This window comes from Stenotrophomonas sp. AB1(2024), assembly GCF_037482345.1.
Classification (GTDB): domain Bacteria; phylum Pseudomonadota; class Gammaproteobacteria; order Xanthomonadales; family Xanthomonadaceae; genus Stenotrophomonas.
The window spans coordinates 345,946-362,532 of the sequence record NZ_JBBHKO020000001.1 but is presented as its reverse complement, the minus strand read 5'-3'; the positions used below and the strand labels follow the sequence as shown (position 1 = coordinate 362,532).

11 protein-coding genes are annotated in these 16,587 nt (G+C 66.7%); 7 read left to right on the top strand and 4 right to left on the bottom strand.

Annotated features, from left to right (window positions below; translation table 11 throughout):
- Positions 1-192 precede the first annotated feature (192 nt).
- Positions 193-3,078 (top strand): bifunctional diguanylate cyclase/phosphodiesterase, encoded by a 2,886-nt coding sequence (locus tag WIX41_RS01525; RefSeq protein ID WP_339445427.1) that lies wholly within the window; start codon positions 193-195, stop codon positions 3,076-3,078.
- 67 nt (positions 3,079-3,145) lie between these two features.
- On the opposite strand, the gene WIX41_RS01520 is transcribed toward WIX41_RS01525, so the two are convergent.
- Together WIX41_RS01520 and WIX41_RS01515 are read right to left on the bottom strand one after the other, a co-directional pair.
- A complete protein-coding gene (locus WIX41_RS01520; RefSeq protein WP_315389919.1) occupies positions 3,146-3,739 on the bottom strand; it encodes a TIGR00730 family Rossman fold protein in 594 nt (197 codons plus the stop codon).
- Between the two features lie 40 nt (positions 3,740-3,779).
- Positions 3,780-5,276, bottom strand: coding sequence for an aminotransferase class III-fold pyridoxal phosphate-dependent enzyme (locus tag WIX41_RS01515; RefSeq protein WP_339445426.1), 1,497 nt, complete (start codon positions 5,274-5,276; stop codon positions 3,780-3,782).
- Positions 5,277-5,488: 212 nt separating this feature from the next.
- Here WIX41_RS01515 and queA point away from each other — a divergent pair, with 212 nt between their 5' ends.
- The 6 genes from queA (at position 5,489) to fabV (ending at position 12,687) form a co-directional block, all read left to right on the top strand.
- Positions 5,489-6,553, top strand: a complete 1,065-nt coding sequence (gene queA / locus WIX41_RS01510; protein ID WP_339445425.1) for a tRNA preQ1(34) S-adenosylmethionine ribosyltransferase-isomerase QueA — start codon at positions 5,489-5,491, stop codon at positions 6,551-6,553.
- 168 nt (positions 6,554-6,721) lie between these two features.
- A complete protein-coding gene (gene tgt, locus WIX41_RS01505) occupies positions 6,722-7,852 on the top strand; it encodes a tRNA guanosine(34) transglycosylase Tgt (RefSeq protein ID WP_339445424.1) in 1,131 nt (376 codons plus the stop codon).
- Between the two features lie 153 nt (positions 7,853-8,005).
- Entirely contained in the window at positions 8,006-8,350 is a 345-nt protein-coding gene (gene yajC, locus WIX41_RS01500) for a preprotein translocase subunit YajC (RefSeq protein ID WP_339445423.1), read from the top strand.
- A gap of 61 nt (positions 8,351-8,411) precedes the next feature.
- Positions 8,412-10,268, top strand: a complete 1,857-nt coding sequence (gene secD / locus WIX41_RS01495; protein ID WP_339445422.1) for a protein translocase subunit SecD — start codon at positions 8,412-8,414, stop codon at positions 10,266-10,268.
- Positions 10,269-10,284: 16 nt separating this feature from the next.
- A complete protein-coding gene (gene secF, locus WIX41_RS01490; protein ID WP_339445421.1) occupies positions 10,285-11,265 on the top strand; it encodes a protein translocase subunit SecF in 981 nt (326 codons plus the stop codon).
- A 165-nt stretch (positions 11,266-11,430) separates the two neighbouring features.
- Positions 11,431-12,687: an enoyl-ACP reductase FabV gene (fabV, locus tag WIX41_RS01485; RefSeq protein ID WP_339445420.1), complete on the top strand. Its 1,257-nt coding sequence runs from the start codon at positions 11,431-11,433 to the stop codon at positions 12,685-12,687.
- Between the two features lie 552 nt (positions 12,688-13,239).
- On the opposite strand, the gene WIX41_RS01480 is transcribed toward fabV, so the two are convergent.
- Together WIX41_RS01480 and WIX41_RS01475 are read right to left on the bottom strand one after the other, a co-directional pair.
- Complete coding sequence (locus WIX41_RS01480; protein WP_339445419.1) at positions 13,240-15,309, bottom strand: GGDEF/EAL domain-containing response regulator; 2,070 nt, start codon at positions 15,307-15,309, stop codon at positions 13,240-13,242.
- A 90-nt stretch (positions 15,310-15,399) separates the two neighbouring features.
- Positions 15,400-16,584 carry an NAD(P)/FAD-dependent oxidoreductase gene (locus tag WIX41_RS01475; protein ID WP_339445418.1) on the bottom strand — a complete coding sequence of 395 codons (1,185 nt, stop codon included), beginning with the start codon at positions 16,582-16,584 and terminating at the stop codon, positions 15,400-15,402.
- Positions 16,585-16,587 lie beyond the last annotated feature (3 nt).

Below are 16,587 nucleotides of genomic sequence, written 5' to 3'. Positions count from 1 at the left end.
AGCGCTGAATGGGCCTGCGCATAGTCAAGCGGGACCGGGGCGGCGGCGGTCATGCGGGGAGGGGCCGGCAGTGGAAGACACACCGAACAACGCTCCAGAGCGGTCAACGGGGTCGAGGGCTTCCATTGCCCCCCGGGGGGCGCGTTATGCTCGGGGCACAGGGGAGGTGCCGGTTCTCCGGCGCCAGAAGAGATGAACATGTTGTCCAGCCAGGCAGTGACGACCTCGGGGCATCCGGACCGTGGTGCGGTGACATCCACCGCGCTTGCGCGCACGCTGTGCGCGTTGCTGCCCGAGGGTGCGCAGGTGGCGCTGGGCTGGTCCGATGCCGCGTTGGGTGAAGGCTGCCTCAGCCATCCGCCTGCCACCGAGCCTGATGCGGTGCTGCTGGAGGCCCTGCTGGGCCCGCCGGTAACGCCTGATGCCGGCGCGCTGTACCGCTGGCAGCATCAGGGCGGCGACCTGGTCATCCGGGTGGCATTGGCCGACGGAGCAATGCCGGGTGACGCCTGGTGGGCCACGGCACGGACCGGCCTGCAGGACGCGCTCGCGTTGGCCCGGCAGCGTGAACAGATCCGTTCACTGGAAAACTCCAAACGGTTGCAGCAGGCGCTTTACGAGATCGCCGACCTGGCCGGTGCCGATCTGGAAATGACCGAGATGCTGCGGCACTTCCATCGCGTGCTCAATTCGCTGATGTACGCGCAGAACTGCTACATCGTCGAGTACGACGACGTGCGCCGGCGGATCCGGTTCCTGTATTTCGCCGACCAGCGCGACAGCTTCGTGGCCGATCCCGATCGCAGCTACGAGGAACACGAGATGCCGCGCAGCCTGACCTTCGCGTTGCTGCGCCACGGACAGCCGCTGAGTGGGCCGTCCAACGAGCTGCTGGCGGCGATGAACGACGAGTACGACCCGAGCCGTGGGCCGGAAAGCCTGGACTGGCTGGGCGTGCCGATGCTGCGCGAGGGCCGGGTGTGCGGTGCGATCGTGGTGCAGAGCTACGAGCACCGGGTGCGTTACAACGAGGCCGACCGCACGCTGCTGGGCTACGTGGCCCAGCACATCCTTACCGCGATGGACCGGCGCCAGGCGCAGGTGCAGCTCGAGCGCCAGGTGGAGCGGCGCACGCTCGAGCTGCAGCGGGCCAACCACAGCCTGCAGGACGAGGTGGTCGAACGCCGCCGCGCCGAGAAGCTGCAACTGGCGCTGTTCAATATCGCCGAAATGGCGATGAGCGCCGAAAGCCTGGCCCAGTTCTACGTGCAGGTGCATGGCGTGGTGGGCACGCTGCTGGATGCGCGCAATTTCTACATCGCCCTGGTCGATGAATCCGGCGAGGGACTGGAATTCGTCTACTCGGTGGACGAGTACAACCCGGCGCGCGCCGCGCGACCGTTCAGCAAGGGCCTTACCGAATACATCGTGCGCAACCGGCAGCCCTTGCTGGCCTCGCGCGAACACATCGATGCACTGCACGCCTCGGGCAGCGTGAACGAATTCGGCGCGCGTTCGCACTGCTGGCTTGGGGTGCCGTTGCTGAGTGATGACGACGTGGTCGGCGTGATCGTGGTGCAGAGCTATTCGCCGGATATCAGTTTCACCGCGCACGACCAGCGCCTGCTCACGTTCGTGGCCCAGAACATCGGCAACGGCCTGGCCCGCCAGCGCGACCAGGAGCGGCTGCGCAATGCGCATGCCGAGCTGGAAAAGCGCGTGGAGGAACGCACCCGCGAACTGGCCGAGGTCAACGGCAAACTGCTGGGTCAGATCGGTGAACGCCTGCGCGCCGAACAACGCCTGACCCACCAGGCACTGCATGACGCCCTGACCGGACTGCCCAACCGCGCCCACCTGCTGGACCGCCTGGAAGATGCCATCGCGCGGGCCCGCTCGCGCGATGGGCTGCGCTTTGCCGTGCTGTTCCTGGACCTGGACCGCTTCAAGCTGGTCAACGACAGCATCGGCCACGCCGCGGGCGACCAGATGCTGGTCGAAGTAGCCAAACGCATCGTCTCGATGGTGGGTGGCGACGACGTGGTGGCGCGGCTGGGGGGCGATGAATTCGCGATCCTGCTCGAGTGCGAGCAGGGCCTGGCCTCGGCGCGCGAGTTCTCCCAGCGCATGCTGGTGGCGCTGGAAGAATCGATGTGGGTGCAGGGCCGCGAGCTGTTCCCGTCGGGCAGCCTGGGCATCGCGATGTGGAGCCCGCGCTACCGCAATGGCGAGGAAATGGTGCGCGACGCCGACGCGGCGATGTACCGCGCCAAGGCCCAGGGCAAGGACCGTTGCGCGGTGTTCGACGAAGCCATGCGCGAGGAAGCGCTGCGCAGCCTGGACCTGGAAGCGGACCTGCGCCGGGCGATCAACAACCGCGATTTCCTGCCTTACTACCAGCCGATCGTGCGCCTGACCGACGGCCAGGTGGTGGGCTACGAGGCGCTGTTGCGTTGGCGCCACGAGCGCCGGGGGGTGCTGCTGCCCAGCGCGTTCCTGGACCTGGGCGAAGAAAGCGGCCTGATCGAGCAGGTGGACTGGCTGCTGTACGAGGACGTGATCGGCCAGCTGGCCCGCGGCGGTGAGGGGTACCTGTCGGTGAACGTGTCGCCGCGGCATTTCCGTTCGGCCGACTTCAGCACGCGTCTGTTCGGCCTGATCGAGGCCGCCGGTGCCGACCCGCGCCGGCTGCGGCTGGAAATCACCGAGGTGGCGCTGCTCGATGACGGCCCCCGCACGCTGCGGATCCTGCAGACGCTGCGCGAGCGCGGGGTGCTGGTGCAGCTGGATGACTTCGGCACGGGCTTCTCGGCGCTGTCCTACCTGCACCGCTTCCCGATCTCCACGCTCAAGATCGACCAGAGCTTCATCGCCGGGCTGCATGGCCAGGACCTGCAGAGCACCTACGCATTGGTGCAGGGCGTACTGTCGCTGGCACGCACGCTGGGCATCGAAACGGTGGGCGAGGGCATCGAAAGCATGGCCCAGCGGCAGACCCTGCTGCAGCTGGGCTGTGACTACGGCCAGGGCTACCTGCTTGGTCGCCCCGCACCGATGGATACCTTCGCGGCCGGGTGATACCGCGCAGCGGGGCAGAGCCCCGCTCTACACCGCCGCGTAGAGCCGGGCTCTGCCCGGCTGCGTTTCAGCGCAGCGCGGTGCGGCGCTTCTCGTCGATCCACTTGGATGCCTGCGCCGGCTCATAGGCGCGCATCCAGTCCAGCATGGCGTCGATGTCCGAGCCGTACCACAGGTCCGCGCGCTGGTCCGGGTGCAGGAAGCGCTCTTCGACCATGCGGTCGATCATGCCGATCAGAGGGGCATAGAAGCCGTCCACGTCGAGGAACGCGCACGGCTTGTTGCCGATGCCGAGCTGGCGCCAGGTGAGCATCTCGAAGATCTCTTCCATGGTGCCGAAGCCGCCGGGCAGGGCCACGAATGCATCGGAGAGGTCGAACATGCGCGACTTGCGCTCGTGCATGGAACCGACGATTTCCAGTTCTGTCAGGCCACGGTGGGCCACTTCCCAGTCCGCCAGCTGCTGCGGGATCACGCCGGTCACTTCGCCGCCGCCGGCCAGCACGGCATTGGCCACGGTGCCCATCAGGCCCACGTTGCCGCCGCCGTAGACCAGGCGCAGGCCGTCGCGGGCGATGCGGTCGCCCAGGGCGATGGCACGTTCGGTGTAGATGGGCTTGCTGCCGGCGTTGGAGCCGCAGTAAACGCAGATCGACTTCATGGGAGGTTCCCGCTGGAAACCTCCCATTCTCGCACGCCGGTCAGGCGGCCTGCGATTGTTCCCGGCGCGGACCTTCCTTCAGGGCGCGGCCGACCAGGCCCACCAGCAGGTCCAGTTCGTCGCTGTCCATCCCGAAATGCGGGGTGAAGCGCAGCGAATTTTCGCCGCCATGGATGACGTTGATGCCATGGCTGCGCAGCCATTCCTCGGTGGAGTTGGCGCCGTAGCACTTGAACTGCGGGGCCAGCTCGCAGGAGAACAGCAGGCCGGTGCCCTGCACCCTGGTGATCAGCCCGCCCAGCTCGCTCTTGAGCTGTTCCAGCTTGCGCACCGCTTCCTCGCCACGCACGCGGATGTTCTCGCGCACCTGCGGGGTCAACAACGACAGCGTCGCGCAGGCCACGTCCAGCGCCCGCGGGTTGCTGGTCATGGTGTTGCCGTAGATACCCTTGCGGTACAGCTGCGCGGCATGCTCGGTCACGGCCAGCACCGACAGCGGGTACTGCGCAGCGTTCAGGGCCTTGGAATAGGTCTCCATGTCCGGCACGTCCAGGCCCTCGAAGCCCGGGTAATCCACGATCGACAGCACGCCGTGCGCACGCAGCCCGGCCTGGATCGAATCGAGCAGCAGCAGGCTGCCGTGCTGGCGGGTCAGCTCACGGGCCAGCGCGTAGAACGACGGCGGCACGGCACGACCGGGGTCGCCTTCGCCCATCACCGGTTCCAGGAAGATCGCTTCGATGAACCAGTGGTTCTGCTCGGCCTCGGCGAAGACCCGCTTCAGCGCGTCCTCGTCGTAGGGCGCGATGGCGATGACCGTGTCCTCACCGCGATAGCTGGCCAGGTGCTGCAGGTAGGTCTTGCGGCTGGAATCGGAGTACAGGCCCGGGCGGTCGGTGCGGCCGTGGAAGCTGCCCTTGACCACCACCCGCTTGATCTTCGCACCGGCATGGCGTGCGCCCGGGTCGGTCTGCAGCTTGGCGTTGACGTCGGCGATGCGCGCGGCCAGGCCGACCGCTTCCGAGCCGGAATTCAGGCACATGAACCGCGCATACGGGCAGCCACCGCGGCGGTGGCCGATCTCGCGACGCAGCGCCTGGATGAAGCGCTGCTGCGACAGGCTGGGGGTCATCACATTGGCCATCACCTGCGGGGCCGACATCGCCTCCAGCACGGCGTCAGGGGTATGCCCGAAGCCGAGCATGCCGTAGCCGCCTGCGTCGTACAGCACCGCACCCTTCAGGGTCACCACCCAGGCGCCGCGGGCGGCCAGGGCAACGTACGGGGTCACCGCGTCATCGGCGTAGAAATTGACGAAGCCGTCCTGCATTGCGTCGATCTGGGCGCGTTCGTCCAGTGCCAGCACATCGGCCAGATCGGCGCGGACGCGCTCGAATTCGACGGCGGCGGCGTCCACGGCGGCCACCAGCTGCGGGTGGCTGGCAGCCAGGCGTTCAAGGGTCGCGTCATCCAGGCCGGCGGTGAGGCGGGTGCCCGGCTGGGCGCGAAGGGGGGCGAGGCGTTCGATGAAGCTCATTGCAGATCTCCTGAAACGATTGGCGGCACGGCGCAAATGCAAAACGCGCGACCGGGGGCGCGCGCCTGGGGCAATGCGGCTCGTGCATCAGACTTCCGGTTCGATGCTATCACGCGGTTTTTCGCGCGATAACCCCGCAAAAAACTGTTGCAAAGCAACATTTTGCGCGACGTTCAACGCATCCCGCGTTGCCACCGGAGGGCAGTCGTACAATGCGCGACATTGCCTACACGTTGCCGTGCGCTCCCTTGAAGAAGTCCGACTTCCATTACGACCTCCCCGCTGAACTGATTGCCCAGGTCCCGCTCGCCGAGCGCTCGGCCAGCCGCCTGATGGTGGTGCCGCAGGCCCCGGCCGCGTTCGAACACCGCCACGTGCGCGATCTGCCGGCGCTGCTGCAGGCTGGCGACCTGCTGGTGTTCAACGATACCCGGGTGATCCCGGCCCGCCTGTTCGGCCAGAAAGCCAGCGGCGGCCGCGTGGAGATCCTGATCGAGCGCCTGCTCGGCGGGCAGCAGGCGCGGGCCCAGGTGGGCGCCAGCAAGTCGCCCAAGCCGGGCAGCCGGATCGCGCTCGATACGGGCGGCGAGGCCGAGGTGCTGGGCCGTGACGGCGAGTTCTACGTGCTGCAGTTCCACGTGCCTGAGCCGCTGGAGCAGTGGCTGCTGCACGCCGGACGGTTGCCGCTGCCACCGTACATCCAGCGCGAGCCTGGGCTGGACGACCGCGAGCGCTACCAGACCGTGTTCGCCCGCGAAGTGGGCGCGGTGGCCGCGCCGACCGCCGGCCTGCATTTCGATGAGGCGCTGCTGGCCGCGCTGGCCGCGCAGGGCGTGGGCTTCGGCCACGTCACCCTGCACGTGGGCGCGGGCACCTTCCAGCCGGTGCGCGCCGACGACCTGAAGGACCACGTGATGCACCGCGAGTGGCTCAACGTGGGGCCGGAACTGGTCCAGCAGGTACGCCGTACCCGCGCCGCCGGGGGCCGGGTGATCGGCGTAGGCACCACGGTGGTGCGCGCGCTGGAAAGCGCCATGCGTGACGGCGAATTGTTGCCGTATGCCGGCGAGACCCAGATCTTCATCACGCCCGGCTACCGGATCCGCAGCGTGGATGCCATGGTGACCAATTTCCACCTGCCCGAAAGCACGCTGCTGATGATGATTTCAGCCTTCGCCGGGCGGGCGCGGGTGTTTGAGGCCTACCGTGCCGCGATCGAGGAAAAGTACCGCTTCTTCAGCTATGGCGATGCCATGTTGCTGTTCCCGCAGAAATAAAGCCGGATTGGCCGGCGTAGAGCCACGCCCTGCGTGGCTGGCACCTGGCGGGCGCTCCGCAGCCACGCAGGGCGTGGCTCTACGGCAGCCCGTTGTTTCGGCACGTTCAGCCGCGCCGGGGTCGGATTTAGGCGATAATCGAGGATTATTTGCCCCGATTCTGCCCCGATGTCCCGACTTCAGTTCCAGCTCCAGACCACCGATGGGCGCGCCCGCCGTGGCCGCCTGACGTTCCCGCGCGGGACGGTGGAAACCCCGGCCTTCATGCCGGTGGGCACCTATGGGTCGGTCAAGGGCATCCTGCCGGAGCAGATCCGCGCGCTCGGCGCGGAAATCATCCTGGGCAACACCTTCCACCTGTACCTGCGCCCGGGCCTGGACGTGATCGCCGACCATGGCGGCCTGCACGGCTTCGCGCGCTGGAGCGGGCCGATCCTGACCGATTCGGGCGGCTTCCAGGTGTTCTCGCTGGCCCACCGCCGCAAGATCACCGAGCAGGGCGTCACCTTCGCCTCGCCGACCGACGGCGCCCGGGTGTTCCTGGGCCCGGAAGAGAGCATGAAGATCCAGAAGGTGCTCGATTCGGACATCGTGATGATCTTCGACGAATGCACCCCGTACCCGGCCACCGAGCCGGTGGCGCGCACCTCGATGGAGCTGAGCCTGCGCTGGGCCCAGCGCAGCCGCAACGCACACGACGAACTGGGCAACGACGCGGCGCTGTTCGGCATCGTCCAGGGCGGGGTCCACCACGACCTGCGCAGCCGCTCGGCCGAGGGCCTGCAGCAGATCGGTTTCGACGGCTATGCGATCGGCGGCCTGGCCGTGGGCGAGCCCGAACACGAGCGCAATGCCATGCTCGACCACATGCATCCGATCCTGCCGGCCGACCGCCCGCGCTACCTGATGGGTGTGGGCCGGCCAGAAGACCTGGTCGAAGGCGTCGCCCGTGGCGTGGACATGTTCGACTGCGTCATGCCGACCCGCAATGCGCGCAACGGGCACTATTTCACCTCGTTCGGCACCGTGCGCATCCGCAACGCCCGTTATGAACGCGACATGGACACCATCGAGCCGGGCTGCGGCTGCCACGCCTGCACCAGCGGCTACACCCGCTCGTACCTGCGCCACCTGGACCGCTGCAACGAAATGCTGGCACCCATGCTGGGCACCATCCACAATCTGTACTACTACGAGAAGCTGATGGCCGACATGCGCGCGGCGATCGCGGCGGGAACCTTCGGGGCCTTCCGCGAGTCCTTCCATGCGGCCCGGGGCATGGCCACGCCACCGCTGTAGGCGGCCGGCCCGCTCCCGATCCGGCGCGCGGACCCTGCCAAACGGCCCAAAGACGAACTCCCGGGGCCATGGCATACTTCGCGGCTGACCCCTGTTTCGCGGCGACTCCCGACCCCATGAGGGGCAGGGCGCCTCCCAACCCAAGGACACACCATGAACCTGATCGCCTTCCTGATTCCCGCCGCCCACGCCCAAGCCGCCGGTGGCCAGCCGCAGGGCATGGGCCTGACCACGCTGCTGTTCCCGATCATCCTGATCGCGATCATGTACTTCCTGATGATCCGCCCGCAGATGAAGCGCCAGAAGGAACACAAGGCGATGCTGGAGAAGATCAAGATCGGCGACGAAGTGCTGACCAACGGCGGCATCGCCGGCACCGTCAAGGCCATTGGCGACAACTTCGTCACCCTCGAAGTGGCCGACAACGTGAACATCCGCGTGCAGAAGGGTGCCGTGGGCAACGTGCTGCCGACCGGCACCCTGAAGTCGGCCAACTAAGCCACTCCCTTTCCGAAGCACAACCGCGGCGCCGGGACTGGCGCCGCGCAGGAACCTGGCAATGCTTGAATTTCCACGCTGGAAGTACGTCGTCATCCTGATCGTACTGGCGCTCAGCGCGCTGTATGCGCTGCCCAACATCTACCAGAAGGACCCTGCCGTCCAGATCACCGCCAACCGTGGCGGGCAGGTCGATGACGCCCTTCGCGAACGCGTGCTGGCCGACCTGAAGCAGGCCGGGATCAACACCATCGGCGCGGAGAAGGAAGGCGACAGCCTGATCGTGCGCCTGCCGGACCTGCAGACCCAGGCCGCGGCGAGCGCCAGGCTGCGCGACAGCGTGGGTGAGAACTACACGGTGGCCCTGAACCTGGCCTCGACCGTGCCGGACTGGCTGCAGCGCCTGGGCGGTCGCCCGATGGTGCTGGGCCTGGATCTGCAAGGTGGCGTGCACTTCGTGCTGCAGGTGGACCAGAAGGCCGCCGTCGACAAGCGCATGGATGCCTACGCCGAAGACGTGCGCGGCACGCTGCGCGAATCGCGCGTGCCGTTCCAGTCGGTCGAACGCCGTCCGGACAATTCGATTGTCGCAACGCTGAGCCCGTCGGCCGACGAGGCCGTCGTGGAGCGTGCCCGCCTGGCGCTGGCCAAGGCGCAGCCCACCCTGGGCTATGACGTCGCAGGCAAGCGCATCACCGTGACCGTGCCCGAGGCCGAGCTGAGCCAGATCACCAACGGCGCGATCGAGCAGAACATCAACACGCTGCGCAACCGCGTCAACCAGCTGGGCGTGGCCGAGCCGATCATCCAGCGCCAGGGTGCCGACCGCGTGGTCGTGCAGCTGCCGGGCGTGCAGGACACCGCCGAAGCCAAGCGCATGATCGGTGCGACCGCGACGCTGGAATACCGCGCCGTGGTGGACGGAAACGCGCAGGACGCGATCAACAGCGGCCGCATCCCGCCGGAAGCCAAGGTCTACCAGCAGCGTGACGGCCGTGGTCCGATCCTGCTGAACAAGCGCGTGATCGTCACCGGCGACCAGATGGTGGCCGCCCAGGCCGTCACCGATGCCACCACCGGTACCCCGTCGGTCAGCGTCACGCTCAACAGCGTCGGTGGCCAGCGCATGTTCGACTTCACCAGCGCCAACGTGAACAAGCCGATGGCGGTGGTGTACACCGAACGCGTGCCGACCGTGACCATGGTCGATGGCAAGGAAGTACGCAGCTTCCGGGTCAACGAGGAAGTGATCTCGGTGGCCAACATCAACGGTGTGTTCGGCAAGAACTTCCAGACCACCGGCCTGGAGAAGAGGGAAGCGGACGACCTCGCCAAGCTGCTCAAGTCCGGCTCGCTGGCCGCGCCGATGGACTTCGTGGAAGAGCGCGTGGTCGGCCCGAGCCTGGGTGCGGAGAACGTGGAGCGCGGCATCACCGCGGTGATCTACGCCTTCATGTTCACGCTGGTCTTCTTCACCGTGTACTACCGCATGTTCGGCCTGATCACCTCGGCGGCGATGCTGTTCAACCTGCTGATCGTGGTGGCGGTGATGTCGCTGTTCGGCGCCACCATGACCCTGCCGGGATTTGCCGGCCTGGCGTTGTCGGTGGGCCTGTCGGTCGACGCCAACGTGCTGATCAACGAGCGCATCCGTGAAGAGCTGCGTGCCGGCGTGCCGGGCAAGAGCGCGATCGTGGCGGGTTATGAACGCGCCAGCGGCACCATCCTCGACGCCAACCTGACCGGCCTGATCGTCGGCGTGGCCCTGTTTGCCTTCGGCACGGGTCCGCTGAAGGGCTTTGCCCTGACGATGATCATCGGCATCTTCGCCTCGATGTTCACCGCGATCACCGTATCGCGCGCGCTGGCGACGCTGATCTACGGCCGCCGCAAGAAGCTCCAGAACGTGGCCATCTGACGGGACGACACGCACAATGAAACTGTTTCCGCTGCATATCCTCCCGAACGACACCAAGATCGACTTCATGCGTTGGCGCCATGTTGCAATGGCCGTCACCATCGCGTTGTTCCTGGCCTCCGTCGGCATCGTCGCCTTCAAGGGCTTCACCTTCGCCCTGGACTTCACCGGCGGCACCCTGATCGAAGCCCGCTTCGAACGCCAGGTTGACGTGGAAGAAGTCCGCGCCCGCCTGGAAGCCACCGGCTTCGAAGGCACCCAGGTGCAGAGCTTCGGTGGCAACACCGATGTGCTGATCCGCCTGGCTCCGCACGGCGAGCATGCCCCCGGCACCGGCGCAGCCAGTGCCGAGGACAAGGCGACCGGTGCGGCGGTGCTCAAGGCGATCACCACCAGCGACAACCCGGCCACGATCCTGCGCAACGAGTTCGTGGGCCCGCAGATCGGCAAGGACCTGGCGTTGAACGGCCTGTACGCCACGATCTTCATGCTGGCCGGCTTCCTGATCTACATCGGCTTCCGCTTCGAGTGGAAGTTCGCGGTAACCGCCAGCATCGTGGCGCTGTTCGACCTGCTGGTGACGCTGGCCTACATGTCGCTGATGGGCCGCGAGTTCGACCTGAACCTGCTGGCCGGCCTGCTGTCGGTGATGGGCTTTGCGATCAACGACATCATCGTGGTGTTCGACCGCGTCCGCGAAAACTTCCGCAGCCTGCGTGCCGACCCGCTGGAAGTGCTGAACCGCTCGATCAACCAGACGCTGTCGCGTACGGTGATCACTGCGGTGATGTTCTTCCTGTCGGCGCTGGCGTTGTACATGTATGGCGGTGCTTCGCTGGAAGGCCTGGCCGAGACCCACATGGTGGGTGCGGTGATCGTGGTGCTGTCCTCGATCCTGGTGGCCGTACCGATGCTGACGATCGGCTTCCTGCGCGTGAGCAAGCAGGACCTGCTGCCGAAGGCCAAGGACATCGAAGCCCTGGCTCGCCGGCCGTGACAGGTTGCCGGCCTGGCCGGCAACCCACCTGAAAAAACCGCGCAATGCGCGGTTTTTTCATGCCCACCGTACCGGGGCGTCGGTTGTGCTGTCTGGCCGTGCGCACTACGATTCCCAGGTTGCGTGCGGCCGTTCCCGAGGCCCACCATTCCCATCGAGGTGTTCATGGTCATCAAACCGCGTGTGCGCGGCTTCATCTGCGTCACCACCCACCCGGTCGGCTGCGACGCGGCCGTCAAGCAGCAGATCGATTACATCCAGGCCCAGCCCAAGGTGCCGAACGGTCCCAAGCGGGTGCTGGTGCTGGGCGCCTCCACCGGTTACGGCCTGGCCGCGCGCATCACCGCCGCCTTTGGCAGTGGCGCGGCCACGCTCGGCGTGTTCTTCGAGCGCCCCGGTACTGAAACCAAGCCGGGCACGGCCGGTTGGTACAACTCGGCCGCGTTCCAGAAGTACGCCGAGCAGGCAGGCCTGTACGCGCGCAGCGTGAACGGCGATGCATTCTCCGACGAGGTCAAGGCCAAGGTCATCGAGCTGATCAGGCAGGACCTGGGCCAGGTCGACCAGGTGGTGTACAGCCTGGCCGCGCCGCGCCGCAAGCACCCGAAGACGGGCGAGGTCATCAGCTCCACGCTCAAGCCGATCGGCGCGCCGATCACGCTGCGCGGGCTGGATACGGACAAGGAAGTGATCACCGAAACCACGATCGAGCCGGCCACGCCGGAAGAGATCGCCGGCACGGTGGCGGTGATGGGCGGCGAAGACTGGCAGATGTGGATCGACGCGCTGCTGGAAGCCGGTGTGCTGGCCGACGGTGCCACCACCACGGCCTTTACCTACGTGGGCGAAGAGATCACCCAGGCGATCTACTGGAACGGCTCGATTGGTGCGGCCAAGAAGGATCTGGACGAAAAGGTGGTGGGCATCCGCCAGAAGCTGGAGAAGATCGGCGGCGACGCCCGCGTTTCCGTGCTCAAGGCGGTGGTGACCCAGGCCAGTTCAGCCATCCCGACCATGCCGCTGTACCTGTCGCTGCTGTTCAAGGTAATGAAGGAGCGCGGCACGCACGAGGGCTGCATCGAGCAGCTCGACACGCTGTACGACATCATCTACGGCGGCAAGGAAAGCGGCGCGGCGGTCGAGCGCCTGCGCCACCAGCTGCTGGCCGATGGCCGCACCGTGGAGCTGGTCGACGAAGCCGGACGCCTGCGTGCGGACTACAAGGAAATGGCGCCGGACGTGCAGGCCGAAGTGGTGGCGCTGTGGCCGCAGGTCACCAACGAGAACCTGTACGAGATCAGCGACCTGGCCGGCTACAAGGCCGACTTCCTGCGCCTGTTCGGGTTTGGCGTGGACGGTGTGGATTACGAAGCGGACGTGCCCACCGATGTGGCCATTCCGAACCTGGTTGATATGACCTGAGTCTGGTCTGCTGAAAAGCTGAAAAGCTGAAAAGCGAAATGCCGCCCGGTCTGGGCGGCATTTTTGTTTGTGGCTTCCGCGTAGAGCAGCGTCTCGATCCCTGCGGGTGGGTCGGCTGGCGGGCAGCCCTCTACGGGACACGCCGTAAACCGCCCTCCGGGCGCCGGCCCAGCCGCCAGCGGCCGTGCGTTCAGTCGCACGCGAGGCAGTGCCTCGCAAGCAGTGCGCCTTCACCCATGGGGGCTTGGCAAAAACATCCATGTTTTTGACAGTCCCTACGAGGGTTGCCCGCCAACCGACCCCGACAGATGGCCACGTGCGGATGGAAGATCAAGATCAAGATCAGCAGCAGCGACGCAGGGCGTCGCTCTACATCATTGGCCACCAGCCAACCGTCAATGGGTCGGCGGGGGTGGGTTTGCGGGACTGTAGAAAACATGGATGTTTTCTACAAGCCCCCATGGATGGGTTCACGGCGTGTCCCGCAAACCCACACCCGCCGGCCCAACACAGTGAAACCGCAGGCCGCCGGTTTTTATTTACGGCACTACCTCACCCGAAATCAAAATTCATCGCAGGCGCAGCCGGCCCCACGAACTCACCCTGCACGTAGTCCACGCCTGCGCTGAACAGCAGGCTCATCGAGCCGTTGTCAGCCACGAACTCGGCAATCGTGCGGATGTTGGCTTCCTGCGCGCGGGCGGTGATCTCGCTGATCTTCTCGCTGTTCTCGCGGGTGCGGGCGAAATCGCTGGTGAAATCGCGGTCCAGCTTGAGGAACTGCGGCTGGAAGTGCGCCAGCAGCTGGAACGAATCCAGGCCCGAGCCGAACTGCTCCAGCCCGATCCGGCAGCCCAGCGGCGCCACCTCGGCCAGGAACTGCTGCGCGTTGCGCAGGTGGGTGAATACCTTCGCTTCCGGCGCGTGCAGCCACAGGCGCTCGCCCGGCACCCCGTGCGCCTGCAGTTCGCGGCGGATGGTGGCTATCATCAGTGGGTCGTTGAACGATTCCGGCGTGATCTTCACCATCATGTGCGTCGCATGGCCGGCGCGTTCGCGCTGGCCCAGCACGCTGATCGCGTGCGCCACCACCCAGCGGTTGATGTCGGCCAGCAGCCCGTGTTCCTCGGCAATGCCCAGGAACGCGGTCGGGCTGAGCAGCTCGCCGTTGTTGTCCAGGCGCAGGTACGCCTCATACAACTCCAGCGCTTCGCCACCCAGGTTGAGCACCGGCTGGTAGTGCAGCTGGAAACCTTCGCCGGCCAGCGCCTCGTTGATCCGGGCCACCCAGCGCTGGATGCGTTCCTCTTCCACGCGGTCGACCGCGGCTGGATCGAAGATCCGGCTGGTGTTGCCCAGCTCCGATGCGGCCTGCTGGCATTCGGTGGCACGCGCCAGCACCTGGCCGACGCTTGCGATCTTCTCGCCCACCTGCACGCCGCCGATGCTGACGGTGACCGTGGCCGAGCGCTCGCCGATGCTGAACACCTGCGCGGCAAACGCCTCGCGGATCCGGTCGGCCAGCGCTTCGGTCTGGGCGAACGCGCCTTCGGTCAGCACCGCCAGGCTGTGCTCGCCGAAGCGGGCCACGTGCGCCCCATCGCCCACCGTGTCAGCCAGCACCCGGGCCAGCGCAGCGATCAGCGCATCGGCCGAGTCCAGTCCGATATCCGGCAACAACCTTGCGTAGTGGTCCGGCTCGACCAGCAGCAGGCCGAACCGGCCTTCGCTGCGGCCGGCCTGGGCTACTGCGTTTTCCACGTGCAGCATGAACGTCTGGCGGTTGAGCAGGCCGGTGACCTGGTCACGCTGGCGCAGGTCCTCGACTTCGCGGGCAAGCTCCGGATCGAATTCCATGCGGCGGCGGAACACCACCTGCAGGCAGCTTTCGCCTTCGTAGGTGGCCGGGGTGAATTCCATCGTGGCGGCGAACACCGCCCCGTCCTGGTTGCGTGCGTCCACCTGATACTGCGGCGGCGGTGCTTCGCCCTTGCTGAGCGACTTGAGCAGCTGCTTGAAGCCGTCCACGTGCTGTGGCGCAACCATGTCCAGCAGCGAAATGCCTTCCACGTCGTCGAAGGATTCGTACCCGAACATCTCCAGGTAGGCCTCGTTGGCGCGGATGTGCATGCCTTCGTGGACGTAGGCGATGGGGTCGCGCGAGGACGAGATCAGCGCGTCGCAGCGGCGCTCGGTTTCGCGCATCTGCGCCTCGATGCGGCGCAGGCCACGGCGCGCGTGCAGGTCGGTCCACTCATTGCGCACCACCGCCAACAGGTGTTCGGGGCGGCTGCGCAGGGCCACCGCACGGATGCCATTGGCACTGGCTTCGACCCATTCGGTTTCGTTGATGGCCTCGGCCAGCAGGATCATCGGAATGTCCTTGCCGCTGGCGGCGATCTGCTGGGTCACCTGCAGCAGCGGGATGCTCTGCGCGGGCGCGGCCAGCACCAGGTCGATCGGCTGGCCGCCGACGATCTGGGCCAGCTCCTCGGCGTTCTGCGGGCGCGCCGGGCGCACGGCGATGCCGCTGTTGCGCAGCATGCTGACGATGGTTTCGGCGTTCTCACCGCTGTCATCCACGATCAGCAGGCGGACGGTGATGTCATTCGCGTTCTGCATTCACTACTCCCCGGACTGCAAACTTGATACACGATGCAGGTGACTTCGTCCATGCCGGCAGCGGGCGCCGATCACGGAATGAGAGGGCCGCTACACGACCTGACCGGCCGCATGGCCGCTGGCCCAGGCCCACTGGAAGTTGTATCCCCCCAGCCAGCCGGTGACGTCCAGCACCTCACCGACGAAATGCAGGCCCGGCACCAGTTGCGACTCGAACGTGCTGGACGATACCTTGCCGGTGTCCACGCCCCCCAGCGTGACCTCGGCGGTACGGTACCCTTCGGTGCCGCTGGCGACCAGTGGGAAATCCTGCAGCAGGGCTGCCGCCTGGCGCAGCTCGCGCTCGTCGATCTGGCGCACCGGACGGTCCGGCAGCCAGTGCTCGCATAGGCGCAGCGCCAACCGGCGCGGCAGGACGTCGGACAGTACCGTACGCAGCTCGGCCGCGCCCCGGTCGCGCTTCATCGCGCGCAGCCAGTCTTCTGCATCCTGGCCGGGCAGCAGGTCCAGGCGCAGGTCGTCGCCGGGCTGCCAGAACGAGGAGATCTGCAGGATCGCCGGGCCGCTGATGCCGCGGTGGGTGATCAGCAGCGAGTTGCGGAATTCCATGTCGTTGCAGCGCGCCGCCACCGGCAGCGCGACGCCGCTGAGGTCATGGAAGCGTTCCTGGTGCTTGCCGCTCAGCGTCAGCGGCACCAGGCCGGCACGGGTCGGCAGCACGTCATGGCCGAACTGGCGGGCCAGCTCGTAGCCGAAGCCGGTGGCGCCGAGGCTGGGAATGGACAGTCCGCCGGTTGCCACCACCAGTGAGGCGGCGTGGAAGCGGCCCTGCGCGGTCTGCACGTGGAAGCCATCGGCACCGCGCTCGACCTTTTCCACTGCGCAGTCGGTGCGGATCTGGGCGCCGGCCGCCGTGCATTCGTCGACCAGCATGCGCACGATCTGCTTGGACGAGATGTCGCAGAACAGCTGGCCCAGTTCCTTCTCGTGGTAAGCGATGCCATGGCGCTCGACCATGCCGATGAAATCCCACGGCGTATAACGGGCCAGCGCCGACTTGCAGAAGTGCGGATTGGCCGAGAGGAAGTTGGCGGGCGTGGTGCCGGTGTTGGTGAAGTTGCAGCGGCCACCACCGGACATCAGGATCTTCTTGCCGACCTTGTTGGCATGGTCGATCACCTGCACCATGCGCCCGCGCCGACCGGCCGTGAGCGCACACATCAGCCCGGCAGCGCCGGCACCGATCACCAGGACATCGCAGCGGATCGTACTCATTGG